This window comes from Haloarcula mannanilytica (assembly GCF_005406125.1).
GTDB lineage: Archaea > Halobacteriota > Halobacteria > Halobacteriales > Haloarculaceae > Haloarcula > Haloarcula mannanilytica.
The window spans coordinates 63,053-83,282 of the sequence record NZ_BIXZ01000005.1 but is presented as its reverse complement, the minus strand read 5'-3'; the positions used below and the strand labels follow the sequence as shown (position 1 = coordinate 83,282).

Here is a 20,230-nt window from a genome sequence, read left to right as displayed (position 1 = left end):
TATGTCGGAACACCCGGCGGAGGATAGAGGAAGTCGCCGCGAGGCGGCTGGCCGCGAAATTCGTGGCGCGTGATGGAGCATCTTCTGTGAGTCAGAACACACTATTTGGGGGGCACCCAGCCATGCGTGCCCTCTCAGATGTCGGTGAAGTACAGTTTCTCGATACGACGCTGCGTGACGGCGAGCAGGCCCCCGGCGTCTCGCTGACGCCCGATGACAAGGCCGACATCGCCCGATCACTCGACGCGGCGGGTATCGATGTCATCGAGGCCGGGAGCGCCTGTACCGGACCCGGCGAGCGCGAGACGATTTCCCGCGTCGCGGGGCTGGACCTTGACGGCACTGTCACCAGCTTCTGTCGCGGTATCCGGAGCGACATCGACCTCGCGCTTGAGTGTGACGTTGACGGGGTCAACCTCGTCGTCCCCGCAAGCGACAAACACGTCGAGCAGAAGGTCGGCACCTCCAAGGCCGAGAACGTCGACACGACGGTCGAACTGGTGGAGTACGCCACCGACCACGGGCTGTGGGTCGAGGTCATCGGCGAGGATGGTTCGCGGGCCGACCTCGACTACCTCGAAGAACTGCTCGGGGCCGCAGTCGAGGCCGGTGCGGACCGCATCTGCTGGGCCGACACCGTCGGCCACGCGACGCCGGATCGAGCACTCGAATGCGTCTCCCGACTCTCGGACCTGGGGCCGGTCAGCACCCACACCCACGATGACCTGGGGCTCGCGGTGACGAACGCCCTGGTCTCCATCGCGGCGGGTGCGGACCTCGTCCACGGGACGATAAACGGCATCGGCGAGCGCGCCGGCAACGTCGCTCTCGAAGAGGTCGCCATCGCGCTCGATCACGGCTACGGCGTCGAGTCGATGGACCTCACTGAAGTGTACGACCTCGCCCAGCTCATCGCTAACCGGACCGGTATCCCGCTGGCCCCCAACAAGGCAGTGGTCGGCGAGAACGCCTTCACCCACGAATCCGGTATCCACACCGACGGCACGCTCAAGGACGACTCGATGTACGAGCCGTACCCGCCGGAGAAGGTGGGCCGCGAGCGGCGGCTCGCGCTCGGCAAGCACGCGGGTCGGGCCGGCGTTCAGGCCGCGCTCGATGAAAACGATGTCGAGGTCACCGAGGACCAACTCTCGGAGATCGTCAGCCGCGTCAAGGAGATCGGTGACCGCGGTAAGCGCGTCACGGACGCCGACCTGCTGACAATCGCCGACGAAGTGACCGGCGACGCACGCGACCGCCGGGTCGAACTGCTCGGTCTGACCGCCGTTTCCGGCTCCGATACGCCGACGGCGAGTGTTCGGCTCACCGTCGACGGTGAGGAGCGCAAAGAAGCGGCGGTCGGCTCCGGGCCGGTCGACGCCGCGATGAACGCCGCCGAGGCGGCCCTGTCTCACACCGCCGACGCGACGCTCGAAGACTACCACGTCGACGCCATTACAGGCGGGACGGACGCGCTCGTGACCGTCGAAATCGAGATGTCACGCGGTGACGACCACGTCGTCGTCTCCGCCAGCGACTCCGATATCACTCGGGCGTCCGTGCGCGCGATGGTGGACGCGATGGACCGTCTCGTCGCCGACGACGACGATCCGCTCGTGGCCGACGACTGAGGGGCCGTCCCCGCGTTTCGCGACGACCGCCGACTGTGGACAACTGAGCGAATGCTGACGAGACCCAGTCGGTCAGAGGCGGTATTTCTGCTGTCTTCAGCCCGCTACTTTCGCTTGTGGGCCGTCTGCTCCCCGCCATCCAAAACATTAGATAATTATAATTATAGTTTAGGAAATAATTTAGTGCCTGTCGGACGAACCGGACGCTGTCATGGCGGAATTGGGCGGTAACAGGGTGTTCGGTGCTCGTAGCAGGTCCACGACACGGTCATATCGCGACGGCACGACTGCGGCGTGAGTGTTCACATGGGCGGTGGCCATGGCAGACACTGAGGGCGTGTCTGTTCGACACGGGGTCGACTTCGGGCGCAAGCGGTCGATCCACCGTCGAGACGCACGTCTCTCGGTTCGGGACACAGGTGACCACAATGAGACCAACCGACCTATCGACTACCAGACGACGACTCCTGCAGAGTCTCGGCGTTGGGGCCGCCGGTGCGGGACTCGGAACCACTGTCGGTGCGGCGGACCCGACCGCTGCGCCGAACAGCATGGCCCAGAACAGCCAATCGAACAGTATCGACCCGATATTCGGCCTTGCCTCTGCGGAGCCGAACCCGTGTGGCGGCGACGCCGACGCCTCGTGCTTCGAGTCGTTCCCGGCCGCGGTTCGGCCCGACCACGAGGTTGAGATGCACATCGGACTTCCCGGCCTACTGCTGGCACTGGCCGAGCAAGGCGGCTTCTCGGAACCGACAACGACGACCGTCAATCTGGAGGCGGCCGACGGTGACATCGTCGCACGGAACCTCCACCGGCCGGACGCCACAGTCGAGATAGAGACGCCGGACGGCACTGTCACCCGCACCGTCGCCGAAATCGCCGAACTCGTCACTGCGACGGTCGGGTTCCATTTCGAACCGGCCGGGATACACGTCAATCCCGGCGACGTGGTTCTGTTCAGCGCCGAAACGCCGGACCACGCCGTCGCGGCGTACCACGAGCGACACGGCCGACAGAATCGAGTGCCCGATTCGGTCGGCCCCATCGCATCGCCACAGATACCTGTCGGCGGGTCCTGGCTGTATCGGTTCGAAACTGAGGGCGTCTACGATCTCTACTGTCCGCCCCACCAGGTCTTTGGGATGGTCATGCGCGTAGTCGTTTCTGAAGGGGACTCGGTCCCCTCGCTCTCTGTCGAGGACACCGGTCGGCCACCGGGCGAAGAGACGTTCTTGCCGGACATTCTCGGCGGGTTTGACCCGAACGTCCCGAGTTCCCACGCGGCGCTGACGGCAGAGCCACTCGAACCGTCGAACATCGTCGAGAACGGGACCGTTTCGTGGGAGGTCGTCGTCGAGAGCCACCGCGAGCCGTAGCGTCACACCCCGTTGCCCATCGGGGAACGCTCGTAACGGACATCCAATCACCTGGACCCCGCTTCAACGTCTCTCGGGAATATCCCGCAATCAAAAAATAGCCGCGTGGAGTTGCACGGTTATGGACGCGGTACGCCGTGATTACTTGTGGCCGCGACTGGCTTCGTGGTACTGGAACACCGTCTCCATTCCCTGCACCAGCGCGTCGAGATCGACACTCTCTGTGTCGAACTCACGGTCGCGCACGGACTGGTAGATTTCGGCCCACCGGTCGCGGAACTTCGCTTCGAACCGTTCGGCTTTGATCTTGTCGATGAGTTCGTCCTTCCCGTCGGGGTTTTCCAGTTCCTCGGGCGTGACAAACCCTTCCTGGAGCGCCAGCACGACGATGCCCGCGGTGTAGTCCCCCTCTTTGACTTCCCGCTCCCAGGTCGTGAGCCAGTTCCCGATGCGGGCCATCTCCTGAAGGTCCCAGATGAGGTCCCGGACCGTCCCGTAGTCAGCGAGGTCGAATTCCTGCGAGTACATCAGGTCTACCGCGGCGTAGGGGAACATTACCATATTGTGTGCCCCGTAGCTTTCGGCCCCGCTGAGGTTGGCGATCCGTGGGTTCTCGTTGACGACCGCGCTGTAGTCCATCGCGTTCAGCGTCTGTCGCATATCGTAGGTGAACACGTCGTAGAACTCGTCGACACGCGGTGCGTCAGTCAGGCCGCTCTCGAACTCCCGCCAGACACGCTGGATGAAGGAGAAGTATTCCTCACTTACCGCCGCACAGCTCGGGTCCACAGCTGACGGGTTCTGGACGAGCCGTCGGGCCTCTGCGAAGGTATCACGGTCCCCGTCGTTCTCGACGATGTCGTCCAAGATCGTGACGTACATCGTGAGAATCGTCTTCTGTGTCCGGACGTGGTCGGCGTGGTCCGTGTCGACCGACGAGAGCGTGAACTCGGGGAACAGCGAGTAGATCCACTGCCAGAGGAACCGGTCACGTTCGCCACAGACGCGTTCGTACTCGTCTGCAAGTTCCTCGACGCGGTCCGGGAGGTCAGTCGTTCGAACCTCTTCGAGAAGGTCCTGTGCTTCGGGGGAGGACTCGACGCTCATTGTGACGGGCCTCCGAAGCTTGCGCCCTGGATCCCGGTACAGCCGGTGGAATAATGTCCCATTAACTGAACTTTGACTGTTTCTATTCGGTCGGTGAGCCTCTCGGATGTCACGTCGGGTTCGGTCGATTGGTTTCCGCGGTCCATACAATCGAGAGGTGAAGTTGCGCTTATAGTGGTACTGACGCGTAGGCTGCTAGTAAGATACTATTAACAACATGCTTTAGCCAGTTTTACTCCAAGATACGTACCAGTTTTTAATCTGCTACCAAATAAGAAATATTGTCCTACTGAAAGCAAAGGGGTCCTACTATCCGAGAAAAGAAAATAAGGTTCGAATAATACAGCTGTTACTAGCCAGTAGCTTGCTAAATAATGCTTGATGGAAGACGACACCAGCGCCAGAAGAGACGGAGCCGCGTTACGCTTGCAGTCCAGCAGCCGTCGAGATGTCGCGGGACGGTGTCACCAGCACTGACCGGTTCCCTTCGACTTCGATGCGACAGCCGGCCATGCTAAACACGACTAGCCCGTCGGGACTCGGTGTCCCGTCCCTGTCGGGATGGAACAGTCGGTCCAGCGCGTCGGGGTCGATGCAGTCACTGATTCGGTCGTCGAGGTCGACGGGGTCGACACCCAGCGTGTCGGCCACCGCGTGGACAATCGTGTCGCTCAGCGGTTCGTTGGGTGACGGTCTGTAGACCAGTTTTGCCTGGGACATGCTTCGTCGCTGTTTCTCCCTTATCCCGTGATTCGAAAGGTGATTGTGGCTATACAGATACGACCGGCCTGGGTGGGCCACTAACAGTATAGCGACGGTTCATACTGTCAGCCGCACATCTGCGAAGATATTCGCCACCTTGAGGTGGCGAAATCTTGAAATAGGAACAGCGGACAGTATCAGCTATCGCCGAAGACGAGTTCGAGCAGTTTCCGCTCGCTGACGCGGAGATGCCGGTTGACCGTCGGCTGTGACACGTCCAGACTGGACGCGATCTCCTGGCCGGTCGTCTCCCGGGGCCAGTCGAAAAAGCCGCTCAGATACGCCGTTTGCAGCACTTCGAGTTGCCTGTCGGTGAGTTGCTCTTCGAGCGCCGACCGAACCGTCCCGTCGCGCTGGCCGTCGGACTGTGCGCCGTCACGGCGTGCGATCAGCGTGACGCCCGCGTACCGCTCGCCGAGCTGTTCGACGAACTGCCGGACATCGGTTTCGCCAGAGACGACGACTGTCACCGTGAGTCCGTCCGTCGAGGTTCGCAGCGATTTCAACCGCCCGCCCTGCTCAAGGAGCGTCTCCGCGACGGTCTGGCCGGTCACGACGACCTCGTAGAGTCCGTCCAGTTGATCGGTCGAAATCGCTCGCATTGTATCGACCCGGGCCATCGACGCTACCTGCTCCTCGACAACTGCCGGGTCGCAGTCCGAGATTGCAAGGAAGAGACGAATCGCCCCATCGCTGCGCTGTACGGCTCCCTCACAGACGACCTGCACGCCGATGCGGTCGGCAAGCTGTGTCAGGAACGACTGGGGGGCCGACAGCGACAGTTCGAGTTCGACGGTGCCGTCGCCGGCCCGTCGCTGTCGGGACTCGACTTCCCGTATCGCGTTTGCGATAGTCTCGCCCAGTTCGGCGAACACCTCCTGAAGCATCTCGTCGAACCCGTCCTCCTGTGCGGCGTACACCGTCAGGACGCCGTAGACGAAATCGTCGTATTCGAGCGGGATGCTGAGCGCCGACTGGAATTCGCGGGAGAGCGCCTCCGTCCGCCAGTGGTCGCCCCGGAGGTTGTCGGCCACCGACGGAACGACAGTCATCGCTTCGGACTGTGCCGTCTGGACCGCCGGTGGTCCGCCCTCGCGCTCCAGCGACAGCGAGACGGCGTCCAGATAGCTGGCGGTGTCACCCGCCCACGCCCTGGGGACGAGTTCCGTCGTGTCCTGTCGGCCGATCCAGGCGAAAGAGAACCACTGGGACTTGGCCAACTGGTCACACACTGCCTGCTCGATCTCCTCTGTGGTCTCCGCTTCCACGAGCACCTGGTCGATCCGCCGGATAATCGCGTTGACCTGCTTGAGCCGTCGGAGTTCGCGGTTCTGCTCGCGGCGTTCGGCCTCGCGCTCGCGGAGGGTCGTCTCGCGGTCGACGCGCGCAAGCGCGGCTTCCGCGCTAGCGGCGAGGAGGTCCACCATCTCGCGGGTCCGGGCATCGGTGTGTCGCTCGCCCAGTTCGATGTAGAACACGCCGTGGTCTTCGAGCGGCAGACAGAGCCGCGTTGCGTCCGTCGTCACCGGTCCCGCACCGAGGTCGATGCTCTCGCCGGGGCCGACTTCGACGGCGCTGTCCCGCACGAACACGTCCCAGACTGTGCTTTCGCCCGGTCCGATCGACGCGTTCCGGTCCGATTCGGCGTCGCCGACGCTGTGGAGGGTGTTGTCGCTGCGGTCGAACAGATAGATCTCCACATCGGGCAGTTCCAGCACGTCGACGGCCGTGTCGAGTATCTGCTCGGCCACGGCCGGCTTGGTTTCCGTGTGCAGCAGCTTTCTGGTCGACTCGTGTAGCGCCGCGAGCGTCTCCTCGAACCGCTTCCGGTCCGAAATGTCCCGGACGACGCCGACCTGCCGGTAGCTCCCGTCCTTGCGGTCATAGGTCGTGAATTTTGTCTCTATCGGGAGCGTGTCCCCGTCGGCGGTTCTGAGATCCGTCGTCAGCGTTCCTACGTCGCGCTCGCCTTCGATGAACTGCCGCGACATCTCGGCGGCCTCCTCGATGACGGATTCGTCCGCCAGCAACGTTGCGTTCGACCCGACCAGCGTGTCCTTGTCGTAGCCGGTCATCGACTCGACAGCGCTGTTGACCGTCTGCATCGTGAACGACTCATCGAGCGTGTAGATGCCGTCCTCAATGGTTTCGACGATACGTTCGTACTGTTCGAGCATCTCCGTCCGCTCGTGGCGCTCGGTAATGTCGTGGACGATACCGAGGTACAACTCCTCGCCGTCCCACTGCTGGGGTTCGAAGGCGATTTCGACCCACCGCTCCGTACCGCCGACGGAACACGACGATGTCAGCGGTGTTCCCGGCGACTGACTGCAGTGGGCTCCGAGGTTGACATCGCTCAAATCCGGGAAAAAATCGCCGATTTGACGCCCAAACACGTCCGATGGCTCCGAACCGAGGAGGTCGCTGAGGTGGTCGTTCCCGGTCCGTATTTCCCCGTCGGCGGCGGTGACGACCACTGGCTCTGGCATTCGCGCGGCGAGTGTCTCCAACAACACAGGCGGGGACTGCTGTGCCGGTGTGTCACGTGCCGCTTGTTCGTTCTCGTCCGTTTCACCGACCGGCTTCTCCATACCGTTTCACGGCACTTGCCATGGGAAAGGTTGCTTTCAGTATACGTACCACAACGCCATGACTACGTGTCCGTTGGGTATGGATACGGCCCAGTCAGTCCCGGTGGCTCAGCCGGCGATCCGGACCACGTCTTCGAGGCCGGACACATCGTGGTCCGGCGTCACGTCGAGTTGGGTGTCGACCCGGTGGGGCCGCCGGATGAACGCCGAGTCGATGCCGGCCCGGTGTGCCGCCTCGATGTCGGACTCGTTGTCGCCGACGAACAGGGCGTCACTGACGCCGAGATCCTCCATCGCCCGCTCGATGTAGTACGGCCGCGGTTTCTTCCGCCGGAGACTCTCGACTGTCGGCTCCCGCGCCCAGACGCTGTCGAAGTAGTGCTCAATGTCGAAATGCTCGAACGCGAACGCGACGGTGTCCCGTTGATTCGACGAGACCACGCCCAGCGGACAGTCCAGTCGGTCGAGGACAGAGATGTCGGCGTAGGGCTGTTTCTCGCCGGCACGAATGAGCGACCGCTGGGCCGCGGTCATCGCCTCGTCGCGGGCCCGGAAGAACCGCTCAGGGTCGATACCGTACTGGGTACAGATTTCGGTGAGTTCCGGGACCGTGACACCGATACTCATCGCCTCGACGTGGGCCGTCGACGGCGATACGACGCCGAGTTCTTTGAAGGCCCGGCGCGCGCCAACGTAGTGTGCGTCCATATCTGTCAGCGTCAGCAACACGCCGTCGTTGTCGAAGATAACCGATTCGTACCCCATCAACACAAGCAAGGGCGGACAGACGCAGAAAGGTTTCGCGTTTTCACAGCCCCAGATCCTCGCTCCCGCCCCCGCCCTGGTCGAACTGCTCCGGCGGCCGTCCGGCCTCGTCGATGACCTCGTCGGTCACCATGACCGGACAATCTACCCGGAGGGCGATTGCGATGGCATCCGAGGGGCGGGCGTCGAACACCATGTCCTTGCGCCGGTCGTCGGTGTACTGTTCCGCATCGATTTTTCCGTAGAAGGTCCCGTCGGCGAGGTCGTCGATGCGGACCCGGTCGATGGCGGCCCCGCACTCCGTCACCATCTCGACCAGCAGGTCGTGGGTGAGCGGGCGCTCGAACGGCTCGCCGGCGATTGCCAACTGCATCGACTGGGCCTGGTCCTTGCTGACGAAGATGGGGACGATCTCCTCACGCGCACGGAGCAGGACGACCGGCGTGCCACCGCCCTCTTCGTTGACGCCGACGCCGACCCCTTCGACCGTGGCATCGTGTTCCATGGAACGGTGTTGGGTTTGTGGGTATGAAAAGCTACCCCGGCAGTGGTTTCAGGGGCCGATTCCGGACGCTATCGGAATGGGTGATTCCGGCACCACCCTGATCGTGACCTCCGTCTCGTCGGCCGCGTGACGCGCACGCCAGCCAGCTCACCCAGCGGACCAGTCTCGACGCGACGAAGTGGTGAGTGCGCACTGAAGTGGAATTAAACCGAATTAAAACAGACGATAGAATGCTCAATTCGACCAAATTCGGCTTAATCGGTCTTTTCGGCCTGCCCCCTTCATATGCCACTGGGACAGAGCAGTGAGCGGAGGCAACGATCACAATGAAACTCACTACCATTGCCGGCGGCCTGCTTGCTTTGCTCGTCATCACGGGCTCGGCGGCGGCGCTGCCCGGCGCGGCAGGCGCACAGGCCGATGACCACGCGGACAACGCACAGGCGGACAACGCAGCCGAACAGGCAGCGAACGACACAGCCGACACTGAGAACGAATCGGACGGCGCTGCCGAGGCGGCTGACCGCCGCGGTCCGCCCGCTGACGCCGGCGAGGCAGGCGACCAGCGCGGCCCGCCGTCTTCCCTCCCCAACCAGGTCCCTGACTTCGTCAGCGAGATCCACACCCTCATCGGGCAGAAGCAGGCCGGCGACCTCACGGGCGACCTCGGCGCACAGATCAGCGAACTGACCCCGGGCGACGAGAGCGATGACGCCGGCAGTGATACCGCCGACAGCACAAACGAATCGGCGTCCGAGACCGCTGACGCGGACGACAGTGACGCGTAACCCCTGACCTGACGGTTCTCCCCCGACCCACTGACCAAGCGCGGTTTTTTTGCTTGCTGAACCCCGAGAGGGTTGTATGGAAGACACCGCCGAGTCCAGCGTCCACGCTGACGACGGAACCGGGGACCGCACGACGGCGGACTTACTCGCGGGCGACGAGGACTCGTCGGCGTCGGAATCCTCGGATGGGATGAACCGGAAGCGCGCCCTCCTGTTCGTCTCGCCGTTTCTCGCTATCGGATTGCTCGACCTGGCGCTGTTACTCGGCTGGGGACTGGACCCGCTGTGGGGGTTCATGATTCTCCCGCCGATCCTGTTCGTCACGGTCCTTGGCTGGATCGCGTTCCGAACCGGGTTCGCCAGCGACCGAACCGGGGACCCAGCCGTCGACAGCCGCGACTGACGGTCCCTTCGGGGTGTCACAAGAATATCGAGTGACTGCCAGCCCCGCTACGGGGGTCTATTCTTCGAACAGGTCGTCGACGGCGGCCCGCGCGGCGAGGGCGGCGTCGTCCGCGACCTGTGCCTCGTCCTGCCGGCTGTCGGGCGCGTTGACGTACACGTCGACATCTAGAACGCCGTCTTCGAAGGTGACAGTCACGTCGAGGTCCTCGACCGCGCCGACATCGTATCGTGAGAAGACAACGTCTTCGGCTGCGGTCGAAGCTGTCTCGACGACCTCATCGTCTGTCGGCATCGCCTTATGCGCCGCCAGCGCCGGGGCCGCCGGCCGGACCCGCGCCGCCTGCGCCGCCGAGCATCTGCTGGAGCTCGCTCTGGAGCTCTTCGAACTGCTCCTGGACGCGCTCTTCCTGCTTTTCGAGCGTCTCGACGCGGACTTCGAGGCTGTTGACCTTCTCTTCGAGGTCATCCTGGGCCTCGTCGAACTCGGTCTTCACGAGGAGCTCGCCGACCTCGCGGTACATGGTCGAGTCCTCGTCGATGTCGTCGAGTTCGTCCAGGGCCGTCTGGGATTCCTGGAGTTCCGTCTCGGCCTGCTGTTTCTGTGCGGCGACCTGCTGTGCTGTCTGCTGAAGGTCCTGCAGTTCCTCGAGCTTCTCCTGTGCTTCAGGCGGAAGATTACCCTGCATACCTCCAGAGTTGAGGGCCGCACTGTTAAACCCACGCTTTCAAGTTCAGCAGCGGACCGGCTGGCGACCGCTCCCATAGCCTGTTCTGTCGAAATACCGACGATGACAGCCATTAGCGTGCTGTTTGTCGCAGACCTACGCCACTTCGCCAACCGCCCGCTCTCGCAATTCCCCGGTCAGGTGCATTCCGTGCTAGTGTACCTTTTTCATCGTCGGGTGGAAACCGCACACCCTCCTCGAAAAAGCTACGCTAAAAAGCAGCCGCTCGCGGTGCTCGCGGCAATGAACTCAGGCAACCTCTCCAACTGCTCGCTCTCGCAGTTCCCCAGTCAGGTGCATCCCGTGCTGGTCGATCCGTCTGACGATCCGCTTTGCCTGGGTCGGTTTGAGGTACTTGTCCTCGATAGCGGCCCGGACCACGACGCCGAAGCTGCTCGTCACCTCGGCCCCCAGCCCCTGGGCCATCCGGCGAACGGTGCGGTCCTCGGAGACGACGGCCACGGCAGCGCGGTCGTCGCTGTCGCGGTGGGCCAGCACGCCGGCGAGCACCGTCACGGCGGCTCCGAGGTCGGCGTCCCCGAGCAGATTCTCGGCCTGGCCGACGTGACCCTCGTCGACGCCGGTATCGATGTCGTTCTCGCGGTACTCCGACAGATTCGTCGCCGTCGGTTCGACCTGAACGTCGTCGATGACGGGCTCGGGAATGACGATGTCACCGTCGAACGCGTCAAGCAAGGACAGCTCACCCACCTGACCCAGCGAATACAGCGATGTCGGCCCGACGTAGATTCGGGTCATAGCTCCGCGGCCGTGTCGGCGTCGAGCTCCAGGTCGGACAGTTCGAGCTGCGTCGTCAGATTGCGTTCGCGGGCCACGTCGAGCCACTCCGCGATAGAGAGATCAGCAAGCTGTGCGGCTTCGGCCGCCGACACGTCGCCGGACTGGTACTGCTCGACGGCGACGCGGAGCCGGAGCGTCTCCAGTCCCTCCCGGAGCGCCTTCCGAATCGTGGTCGACCGGTCCTCGGAGAGCAGTTCGGCCACGTCGTCCAGTTCGTCTTTCTCTTCGCTCGGGAGCCGCGCGCTGATTGTCGGCATGTTTGCACAGTCATCCGCCGTAAACGCACATCAAACTACGGGTCGGAGAACCGCCTGTCAGATATCGCGAATCTCATTATAACTGCTATTTCCGGCAGCGATAGCCGCTGTGGGCGATGCGGGAGCGGTCGACCACCAATGCTTAACGCTGCTGAGTCCCACGGGGAGGCAATGAGCGACGAAGCACACGCGTTCGTGCCCGGCCACATCACGGGCTTTTTCACGGTCGACCGGGGCGATGACCCCATCGAGACCGGCTCCCGCGGCGGCGGGCTGGCCTTGTCTGATGGCGTTGCCGTCACTGTCAGCCGCGGGCCGGAGACCGAGATAACGCTGAACGACGAGGAAATAGAGGTTGAAGCCGTCAAGCGAGTGCTGGACGCGCTGCGGACGACGGCGACCGTCACCGCCGAGACGCCGCTCCCGCTCGGGTCCGGCTTTGGCGTCTCCGGCGGGCTGGCGCTTGGCACTGCGCTGGCGGCAAACGCCGTCTTCGGCCACGGGCTCTCGTACAACGAACTGGTGACCATCGCCCACGGCGCGGAGGTTCAGGCCGGCTCGGGCCTCGGCGATGTTGTCGCGCAGGCCCGCGGCGGCGTTCCGCTCCGACTCGAACCCGGCGGGCCGCAGTTCAACTATATCGACGCCATCCCGGCCCGCAGCCGCATCGAGTACGTCACGCTCGGCGAACTGTCGACGGCGGACGTGGTCGGCGGCGACACCGAGACGTTGACGACCGCTGGCGAGCGCGCGCTCTCGACTGTCGTGAAAGAGCCAACACTATCGACGTTCGTACAGGCCTCGCGGCAGTTCTCCCGTGAGGCGGAGCTACTGACGCCGGACGTGAAAGCTGTCATCGACGACGTGGCCGAAGCCGGTGGGGACGCGGCGATGGCGATGCTCGGCGAGACGGTGTTCGCGCTCGGGACCGGCCTCTCAGACGCTGGCTACGATGCCAACGTGTGTGCCATCTACCCACCCGGCGCGACCATCGAGGACGAGGGCTGAGCCGGTCACTGCGTGGGACACGAACCGGCTTCCTTATCAGCGCGGACCCGTAGCCACAGCTATGGACTGTCGGCAGTGTGCCACGCCGCTTGACCGACCGGGCGACTACTGTCTGGTCTGTCACACTGCCAACACGGACGCCGTCGTCCTCGAACTTGACCGCGAGCGGGCGACGGTAACCTCGCTGCTTGAGGGGTCGGTCGTGGGCCAGCGCACGGTGACGACGACGCCGGAGGGCGAGGGGAGCGACGAAACCGTCGTCGTCGAACTCCGGAACTTCGCCGGTCTCGTCGCCGACGAGGTACGGCGCAAACGACCCGAGGAGGTGTACGTCACGGGCGACCGCGACGTTATCGCCGCCGTCCGCCCGCAACTACACTACGAGTTCTTCCGCGTCGAGAGCGACGACCCGGTCCAGCGGGTCATCGACCGACAGGGCGAACCCGCCCTCGAAGTGGTCGACGCCGCGCCCGCGGAGAAACTCGGCGGGAGCCACTCGACGCTCATCGGCGGCCGGTCGGGCCAGCGGGTCATCCAGACTGTCGCCGGGCACCCCCACGTCAAGAAGGTCATCCCCGGCCCCATCGACGCCGGCGGCGCGAGTTCGCCGACGGGCGTCCGGGCGAAGGCGACCCGCGCCGACGCCAACGGCAACGTCCGGGTGCTCATCCGCGACGGCTCCAGCGTGCAGGAGAACCGCGTCGTCACGACGGCCGGCGACCGCGAACTCGGCGAACACGTCCGGGCCGACCTGAACGAGGCGCTCCAAGAGGCTGATCTGCAGGAGTAGCGCCCGCGTCACACCATTCAGGCCACGATGACGCCGATAACGAGAACGAAAGCGACAGCTATTCCGACGACAGCAGTCCGGTAAACCGCCGGCAAGCCTGTTCGTACGTCGAGGAGCATGGGGCCCGCGTGGAGCGCGGCGAGCGCCAGATAGCCCGTCGGGGCGACCAGCGAGAACGACACAGCCCCGACAGCCAGCAGACAGAGGCCGAGGACGCCAGCACCCAGATAGCCCCGTCCGCGTGCGGGCTGACCGGCTCCTTCGAGGACGCCGCCGGTCCAGCAGTAGCCGACGGCTAACGCGGCGACCCAGGCGTGCCAGTAAGCCAGCGACTCGGGAACGACACCGAGGAGGCCGCCGACCGTCAGCACCATCGCGGCGGTGTTGATCGTTCCCCAGGCGAGCATTGCGTCGGAAAAGCGGACGGACTCGGGGGCGTGAAAGACCGTCAGGCCGACGAACCCGCCGACCAGGACGACCCACAGCGCCGTGGCGAGCAACGCGCCGCTGGTGTGGTTGGACCACGCGATTATCTGCGTGCCGACCCAGCCGACCAGGCCGGCCGCCGCACCCGAAAGCAGGAACTCCGCGGCAGTGAGCCGCCCGCTCGTCGCCGGCGCGGCCCGCTGGAGGCGACTGCGGAGCCGGTCGAAGGCTGCCATCGAGCGACGGTTTGCTCGCCGACCTATTGAGCCTAGGTTAGCTCTGCGGCCAGCAGAAGGATGCTGGGGGCGACGAGGAGGACCAGGCCGACGAGTAGCAGCACTGCTGGTACGACCAGCAGCCCCATGTCCGTGAACAGCCACAGACCGAGGCCGGCAAGCAGCGCGACGAGACCGACGAGTCGCACGAGCCACGTAACAATCCCCTCGAAGCCGGAGTCCGCGACGAGGTCGACGATGTCGAGTATCTCGTCCATGTCGGTCGGCCGTTGCCCACGGAGCGTGTTAACCCCTGTGGCCGTCGGTCAATCGGACCGCATCTCGAAGGCCTTATGTGGCCGCTCGGCGGACAACAGACCACTATGGCTAGCAAGAGCGGAAAGACCGGTAGCTCGGGCCGTTTCGGCGCTCGCTACGGTCGCGTGTCCCGACGCCGCGTCGCGGAGATCGAATCGGAGATGAACGAGGACCACACCTGTCCGAACTGCGGCGAGGACCGTGTCGACCGCCAGGGCACGGGTATCTGGCAGTGCAGCTACTGTGACTACAAGTACACCGGCGGCAGCTACAAGCCGGAGACGCCCGGCGGCAAGACCGTCCGACGCTCCATTCGGGCCGCGCTGTCCGAAGACGAGGAGTAAAGGACCTCCACCCCTATCTCTCAGTTATGAGCTACAAGTGTTCACGCTGTAAGCGCGACGTGACGCTGGACGAGTACGGCGGCGTTCGCTGCCCCTACTGCGGACACCGTGTCCTGCTGAAGGAGCGGTCCCCCGACGTGAAAGAGATCAACGTCAACTGAACTCCGACGGCGCAGGCTGCGGACACCGATTCTCCCGACCAATCGCGGTATCGACGCCCGACACGACTTCGACACAGTATGACCGCCCCATACCAGACCCGCCTCGCCGCCGAGTACGACAGCCCTGACCAGGCCCGCGCTATCGAGCGGAGCGTCCGCCCCGAAATCGATGACATCGAGGGCGACCGGACGACGGCGCGCCTCAGTCGGGAGGGACAGCGTGTCGAAATCGTCGTCGAGGCGACCGATCTAGTCGCACTGCGGGCCGGCATCAACACGTGGCTGACGCTGCGTGACGTTGCAGAGACGGTTTCCGGCGGCCGGAACTGACGCGGGCGGCAGTTCGCCAGCGGAGTTACTACCGGTAACGGTCCGGAACGTAGGCCGCAATCGGCTCGGGAACGGTTCCGAATACTTTCGGCGCGAGCGTCGCCAGCCGGCGGCGGAGGAGGCCGTACGCCGCGCCGGTGACGAGGGCCACAGCGACGACCCATCGGAACGGCCCGTCCAGAACGGCGAGTAACGGCACACCCACAAGTCCCATGAGCACCACGTCCGCGGGGGACCCGTCGTACTGTATCCACCGCTTCGGGGTGCGCCACCGTCCGCGCACGTGGTCGTACACGGCCCGTTCGGACGTGCCCTCCCACGGCCGGAGTTCGAGGCCGCCGCCGTAGCGGTCCATCCGGCAGTGCAGCGCCGCGCCCAGCAGGACGAACGCGAGCGCGACGAGCAGCGGGGTCTGAAGGACGGCAGCACCGATGACGGCTGGGGCCGCCGCGAGCGTGTACCCGGTCGGATAGTGAAGCGTCCGCCGGTGGCCCGAATACAGGTCGAGGTCGGGGAGAACGCCACCGACGAGGCCGCCAGCGAGTGCGGCCGTCGCGTGGTCGGGCACGAGCGCGAGCAGCGGCGCTGCGATGGCGAGCCCCGCTATCGCGTGCGTCGGCAGCATCATATACACCTAAAAGGGGCTGTTCACGGTATAAATACGTCGCTGGGTTTATTCAGTGCCGTATCTCAGTTCGAGGCAATGAGTGATGGGTCCGGTCATTCCGACGGTGACGGAACACTCGATCTCGAAGACACGTTCGAGCGTCTCTTCCGAGACGGGCGAACGAACGCGGTGATCGCGTGGGTGTTCGTCGCGATTCTCACCGTCGTGTTCGTCGAAAGCGTCCTCGACGTTGATTACCAGTGGATACTGTTCGTCGGTGTCGTCGGTGTCGTCGTCCTCGTCCCGCCGGTGGCCTACCGCGAGTGGCGCGTGATGCTCCCCTGGGAACTGCTCGTGCTCGCGTTGCTCCCCATCCTCGTCCGCGGACTGGTCGGCGGGACCGTCGGCACCTTCGCCAGCTACCTCTCGCTGGCTGCGCTGGCGTTGCTCGTCATCGTGGAGCTCCACATGTTCACGGCGCTCGAAGTCACCCACTGGTTCGCCGTCTGTCTCGTCGTCTTGACGACCCTCGCCGCAGTGGCGGCCTGGACGGTGTTCCGGTGGAACGCCGACCGGTATCTCGGGACCACCTACCTCACGACCAACGAGGCGCTGATGACGGAGTGGCTGTACGTCACGCTCGCCGGACTCGTCGCGGGCGTGCTGTTCGACGGCTACTTCAGACGGCGTGACCGCCGCCTCTGGCGCGCCATCCGACGGACGGTGAGACGGTGAGGCTGCCCCGCCCCTCAACGGGGAACCAGCGGCGGATCACCCGCGCGATGCAGCTCGTGTTGCTCGCGCTGGTCGGCTACGGCATCGTTGCCGGCCAGCCCAAACCGATCACGAACGGCAGTGTCGGATTGCTGGTCACGTTCCTGCCTGCGGTGGTACAGCGCAACTACAACATCGCTCTGGACCCGTGGCTCGCCCTCTGGATCACGACCGCAGTATTTTTGCACACGCTCGGCTCGGCCGGGCTCTACGGACAGGTCGGCTGGTGGGACCACCTCACCCACGCGATGTCGGCCTCGCTCATCGCGGCCTTTGGGTACACGACCGCGCGGACTATTGACCTCCACAGCGACGAGGTCCACATCCCGGGACGGGTCTTTTTCGTGTATATCTTCGTCGTCGTGCTCTCCTTTGGCGTTATCTGGGAGCTGTTCGAGTTCGGGCTCGATATCATTGCCACGGAAACAGGCGTCACGATGCCATTGGCCCAACACGGGCTCGACGACACGGTTCGGGATACGATGTTCAATTCGCTCGGGGCGCTTCTGGTCGCGGCATTCGGACAGGCCCACCTCACCAATGTCGCCGAAACCCTTCGGGAGCGGCTGTTCGTTATCGACTGATAGTGATTATTGTAGATTATTTCCGGATAGCGCCGACCCCGGGGTCGACGCGTACCGGTAAATCGCTACAAGAATCACTATGATAGCCAACCCGGCTGTCGCCGCCGAACAATTATTACGCCTCGGGGAAGTGAGTCAAAACCATACCACGGTGATGATCGAGAACGATTTCGACGGTCCCGCGGTAGCGGGAACTCGCCAGACCGAGCCGGCCAGTTGCGTGATCGAAGTCGTATATCTAGACGCCGATGCGACCGCACGCGAGGAAGTCCACGAGGCGCTGGCGGACCAGCACGACGACATCTCGGTGACGAGCGTGGCGACCACGGACGCCGCGCTGGAGGCGGCCGCGTCGACGGCGGTGTCCTGCCTCGTTCTCGACCCGACGGGGCTGGGCGAGATTCCCGAACCGCTGGTATCGAACGACCGCTACCCGGTCATCCTCTACACTGACGCTGCTGCCCAGAACAGCACCGCTAGCCTCTTTGATTCTGCGGAGACCGTCGTCCAGAAACACGACGGGGCCAAACAGTGGGCGTTTCTGGCGGAGAAAATCGCCAGCGTCGTCTCGACATCGGTCGATAGAACCGAGTACGCGCTCCAGGATGCGCTGTCCGGAATCGAGTCCCGCGTCGACGAGAACGAAATCGCCGTCCTGCTGGCGGACGACGGGACGATACGCTGGTCGAACGCATCTGTATCGGCGTTTGTCAACGGGACCGACGGCGAGGACTGCCAGCACGACGGTGAGGACTGCCAGCACGACGGTTTCTATGACTGCATGGCCGCGGCGCTTCCGGACACGACCAGCGGGCAGCGCCAACTCCAGCGCCTCCGGGACTCACCGACCGAACCGGTCACCGTCCGCGTGACCGGCGGCGAGCGCGACCGGTATCTCCTCCGGCACGGCTATCGACTCCCGGAGGCTGCGGGCGGGCTCACGCTCGCCCTGCTGAAGGATGTCACCGAAGCCGCCCGTCGGGACGCCCGGACGGCACTGCTCGAACTGCTCGTCGAGAAATCACAGGACGGGCTGTACACGCTCAACGAACGGGGTGTCATCGATTTCTGTAACGAGTCGTTCGCGTCGAACCTAGGCTATGAGCCGGCCGAGCTACGGGGCGAACACGCCTCGACGGTACTCGCGCCCGGCGAACTCTCGAAGGGGCAAGAAACCGTCGAGGAGGTCCTCGAAGCACCCGACAAAAATAGCACGACAGTCGACCTGACGTTCCGCCGGAAAGATGGGACCGAGCGGGACGTGGCGGTCAACTACACGCTGATTCACGACGACAGCGGGACCTACCGCGGGCTGATCGGTGTCGCTCGGGACATCACGGAGCGCCGCGAACGCGAGCGAGAGTATCAGCAGATGACGGAGCGATTGAACTTCGCGGTCGAAGGCGCGGGACTCGGTGTCTGGGACTGGAACCCCAAAACCAACGATGTCACCTTCGACGAGCGCTGGACCGGTATGCTTGGCTACAGCACGGACGAACTAGAACCGCACTACGAGACGTGGGCCGACCTCGTACATCCGGATGATATCGAACGAGCGGAACAAGCGCTCGGACAGTTGAAATCGGGCGAAACCGACCGGTATCACTGCGAGTTCCGAATGCGGACGAAAGACGGTGACTGGAAGTGGATCCGGGATATCGGCAAGGTGTTCGAGCGGAACGACGACGGCGAGGCGGTCCGGGCGGTCGGGATTCACCAGGATATCACCGAGGAGCGGAAACGGCAGGATGCGGTCGAACGACAGCGCGACGAACTGGTGGCACTCAACGGGGTCAACATGTTGATACAGGACCTCATTCACGCGCTGGGCGGTGCGGCGACCCGCGACGAGATTGCAGAGGCAGTGTGTGACCGTATCGTCGAATCCGATCTGTGTGGGTTAGCCTGGATCGGCGAGCGGGCCGGCGCGAACGACCGGCTCGTGCCGAAAACGGTGGCCGGCGACGAGGATGGCGTTCTTGACGAACTCATCCTCGACGACGGGGCTGGACAGGGACCGGGCGAAACAGCGCTCGTGACGGGCGAAGTCCAGACTATCCAGGACTGCAACGAGGCGACCGAGTTCGAGCGGTGGGGAGTTGCCGCGCATCAGCAGGGGTACGAATCCGTCGCAGCGATCCCGCTGGTCCAGGGGGATGTCGTCCACGGTGTGCTCTGCATGTACTCGGACCAGCCGGCAGCGTTCAGCCCCAGAATCGTCGAGAGCTTCGCTGTCGTCGGCGAGATGGTTGGGTACACGTTCGCCGCCGTCCAGAACAGGCAGCTGTTGTCCCACGACACTGTTCTCGAACTGACGTTCGAATCGCGGAACCCCGACAACCCCCTTGTCTCGGTGGCGAACGCACACGAGTGTCGGCTCGAAGCCGTGGGAAGCGTCGATATCGGGACGACCCATCTCCTGTATTTCTCTGTCGATGGGGCGTCGGCCGAGACGGTCTCAGATGACCTCCGCGCTCACTCGGAGATTCTCGATACGCGGGTCGTTCGGACGGATGACGACGGGGGCGTCGTCGAGGTGCAGGTCGCAGAAACCATCCAGTCGCTCCTGCTGGATGTCGGCGCTCGCCGGCAGGCGATGACCGTCGACGGCGGAACACTCTCGATTACCGTTGAGGCACCCCCGGACGCCGATTCCCGAGCGATACGGGAGGTACTCACCACCTGTACATCGGACTTCACACTGACGGCGAAACAGGAGTGTGAACAGGAGTACGCGCCGGCCGATACCGAGACGGACCCGCGGGACAACCTGACCGACCGCCAGCAGGAAGTCCTCCGGACGGCCTTTTTGACGGGATACTACGCCTGGCCACGGGACACGAACGCCGAGCAACTCGCGGAGACGCTCGGTATCGCCTCACCGACGCTCCATCAGCATCTCCGACGGGCGGAGCGAAACCTCATCGACGCAGTGTTTGATATCAATTGAACCGACT

The 20,230-nt window shown here is 64.1% G+C and carries 24 protein-coding genes; 12 read left to right on the top strand and 12 right to left on the bottom strand.

The annotated features are described in order from the left end of the window. Positions 1-122: 122 nt before the first annotated feature. Both Harman_RS14140 and Harman_RS14135 read left to right on the top strand, forming a co-directional pair. A complete protein-coding gene (locus tag Harman_RS14140; protein WP_137684428.1) occupies positions 123-1,631 on the top strand; it encodes a (R)-citramalate synthase in 1,509 nt (502 codons plus the stop codon). 428 nt (positions 1,632-2,059) lie between these two features. Further along, positions 2,060-3,010, top strand: a complete 951-nt coding sequence (locus tag Harman_RS14135; protein WP_137684427.1) for a cupredoxin domain-containing protein — start codon at positions 2,060-2,062, stop codon at positions 3,008-3,010. A gap of 141 nt (positions 3,011-3,151) precedes the next feature. Here Harman_RS14135 and Harman_RS14130 read toward each other — a convergent pair whose 3' ends face one another. The 5 genes from Harman_RS14130 to Harman_RS14110 form a co-directional block, all read right to left on the bottom strand. Further along, on the bottom strand, positions 3,152-4,117 hold the full coding sequence (locus Harman_RS14130; protein ID WP_137684426.1) for a terpene synthase family protein: 966 nt from the start codon (positions 4,115-4,117) through the stop codon (positions 3,152-3,154). Positions 4,118-4,537: 420 nt separating this feature from the next. Then, a complete protein-coding gene (locus tag Harman_RS14125; RefSeq protein WP_137684425.1) occupies positions 4,538-4,837 on the bottom strand; it encodes a HalOD1 output domain-containing protein in 300 nt (99 codons plus the stop codon). Between the two features lie 179 nt (positions 4,838-5,016). Beyond that, entirely contained in the window at positions 5,017-7,470 is a 2,454-nt protein-coding gene (locus tag Harman_RS14120; protein WP_137684424.1) for a PAS domain S-box protein, read from the bottom strand. 108 nt (positions 7,471-7,578) lie between these two features. Then, entirely contained in the window at positions 7,579-8,235 is a 657-nt protein-coding gene (locus Harman_RS14115) for an HAD family hydrolase (RefSeq protein ID WP_137684423.1), read from the bottom strand. A 43-nt stretch (positions 8,236-8,278) separates the two neighbouring features. After that, positions 8,279-8,740: a bifunctional nuclease family protein gene (locus Harman_RS14110; RefSeq protein WP_137684422.1), complete on the bottom strand. Its 462-nt coding sequence runs from the start codon at positions 8,738-8,740 to the stop codon at positions 8,279-8,281. 326 nt (positions 8,741-9,066) lie between these two features. Here Harman_RS14110 and Harman_RS14105 point away from each other — a divergent pair, with 326 nt between their 5' ends. Next, on the top strand, positions 9,067-9,528 hold the full coding sequence (locus Harman_RS14105) for a hypothetical protein (protein ID WP_137684421.1): 462 nt from the start codon (positions 9,067-9,069) through the stop codon (positions 9,526-9,528). A gap of 76 nt (positions 9,529-9,604) precedes the next feature. Continuing rightward, complete coding sequence (locus tag Harman_RS14100) at positions 9,605-9,931, top strand: hypothetical protein (protein ID WP_137684420.1); 327 nt, start codon at positions 9,605-9,607, stop codon at positions 9,929-9,931. 57 nt (positions 9,932-9,988) lie between these two features. Here Harman_RS14100 and Harman_RS14095 read toward each other — a convergent pair whose 3' ends face one another. From Harman_RS14095 to Harman_RS14080, 4 genes are all read right to left on the bottom strand, one after another. Beyond that, a complete protein-coding gene (locus Harman_RS14095) occupies positions 9,989-10,225 on the bottom strand; it encodes a DUF3194 domain-containing protein (RefSeq protein ID WP_137684419.1) in 237 nt (78 codons plus the stop codon). A 4-nt stretch (positions 10,226-10,229) separates the two neighbouring features. Beyond that, a complete protein-coding gene (locus Harman_RS14090) occupies positions 10,230-10,619 on the bottom strand; it encodes a prefoldin subunit beta (RefSeq protein ID WP_004591484.1) in 390 nt (129 codons plus the stop codon). Between the two features lie 288 nt (positions 10,620-10,907). Then, positions 10,908-11,417, bottom strand: coding sequence for a hypothetical protein (locus Harman_RS14085; RefSeq protein WP_137684418.1), 510 nt, complete (start codon positions 11,415-11,417; stop codon positions 10,908-10,910). Next, positions 11,414-11,716: a UPF0175 family protein gene (locus Harman_RS14080; protein ID WP_004517029.1), complete on the bottom strand. Its 303-nt coding sequence runs from the start codon at positions 11,714-11,716 to the stop codon at positions 11,414-11,416. The genes Harman_RS14085 and Harman_RS14080 overlap by 4 nt, the downstream gene beginning before the upstream one ends. A 171-nt stretch (positions 11,717-11,887) precedes the next feature. Here Harman_RS14080 and Harman_RS14075 point away from each other — a divergent pair, with 171 nt between their 5' ends. Together Harman_RS14075 and Harman_RS14070 are read left to right on the top strand one after the other, a co-directional pair. Beyond that, complete coding sequence (locus Harman_RS14075; RefSeq protein ID WP_137684417.1) at positions 11,888-12,724, top strand: pantoate kinase; 837 nt, start codon at positions 11,888-11,890, stop codon at positions 12,722-12,724. Between the two features lie 61 nt (positions 12,725-12,785). Then, a complete protein-coding gene (locus Harman_RS14070) occupies positions 12,786-13,514 on the top strand; it encodes a DUF2103 domain-containing protein (protein WP_137684416.1) in 729 nt (242 codons plus the stop codon). A gap of 17 nt (positions 13,515-13,531) precedes the next feature. Here Harman_RS14070 and Harman_RS14065 read toward each other — a convergent pair whose 3' ends face one another. Together Harman_RS14065 and Harman_RS14060 are read right to left on the bottom strand one after the other, a co-directional pair. Continuing rightward, positions 13,532-14,176: a hypothetical protein gene (locus Harman_RS14065; protein ID WP_137684415.1), complete on the bottom strand. Its 645-nt coding sequence runs from the start codon at positions 14,174-14,176 to the stop codon at positions 13,532-13,534. 32 nt (positions 14,177-14,208) lie between these two features. After that, on the bottom strand, positions 14,209-14,433 hold the full coding sequence (locus Harman_RS14060) for a hypothetical protein (protein WP_137684414.1): 225 nt from the start codon (positions 14,431-14,433) through the stop codon (positions 14,209-14,211). A gap of 75 nt (positions 14,434-14,508) precedes the next feature. Here Harman_RS14060 and Harman_RS14055 point away from each other — a divergent pair, with 75 nt between their 5' ends. From Harman_RS14055 to Harman_RS14045, 3 genes are all read left to right on the top strand, one after another. Continuing rightward, positions 14,509-14,817 (top strand): 50S ribosomal protein L37ae, encoded by a 309-nt coding sequence (locus Harman_RS14055; RefSeq protein ID WP_137684413.1) that lies wholly within the window; start codon positions 14,509-14,511, stop codon positions 14,815-14,817. Positions 14,818-14,843: 26 nt separating this feature from the next. Continuing rightward, positions 14,844-14,978 carry a DNA-directed RNA polymerase subunit P gene (locus Harman_RS14050; protein ID WP_004517024.1) on the top strand — a complete coding sequence of 45 codons (135 nt, stop codon included), beginning with the start codon at positions 14,844-14,846 and terminating at the stop codon, positions 14,976-14,978. Positions 14,979-15,056: 78 nt separating this feature from the next. Then, positions 15,057-15,308, top strand: a complete 252-nt coding sequence (locus Harman_RS14045) for a KEOPS complex subunit Pcc1 (RefSeq protein WP_137684412.1) — start codon at positions 15,057-15,059, stop codon at positions 15,306-15,308. A gap of 28 nt (positions 15,309-15,336) precedes the next feature. On the opposite strand, the gene Harman_RS14040 is transcribed toward Harman_RS14045, so the two are convergent. Beyond that, positions 15,337-15,936, bottom strand: a complete 600-nt coding sequence (locus Harman_RS14040) for a metal-dependent hydrolase (RefSeq protein WP_137684411.1) — start codon at positions 15,934-15,936, stop codon at positions 15,337-15,339. A gap of 75 nt (positions 15,937-16,011) precedes the next feature. Between Harman_RS14040 and Harman_RS14035 the strand changes: the two genes are divergently transcribed. The 3 genes from Harman_RS14035 (at position 16,012) to Harman_RS14025 (ending at position 20,223) form a co-directional block, all read left to right on the top strand. Then, on the top strand, positions 16,012-16,650 hold the full coding sequence (locus tag Harman_RS14035) for a hypothetical protein (protein WP_137684410.1): 639 nt from the start codon (positions 16,012-16,014) through the stop codon (positions 16,648-16,650). A gap of 47 nt (positions 16,651-16,697) precedes the next feature. Next, entirely contained in the window at positions 16,698-17,273 is a 576-nt protein-coding gene (locus Harman_RS14030; RefSeq protein ID WP_137684589.1) for a hypothetical protein, read from the top strand. 154 nt (positions 17,274-17,427) lie between these two features. After that, positions 17,428-20,223, top strand: coding sequence for a PAS domain-containing protein (locus Harman_RS14025; protein WP_137684588.1), 2,796 nt, complete (start codon positions 17,428-17,430; stop codon positions 20,221-20,223). Positions 20,224-20,230: the final 7 nt, after the last annotated feature.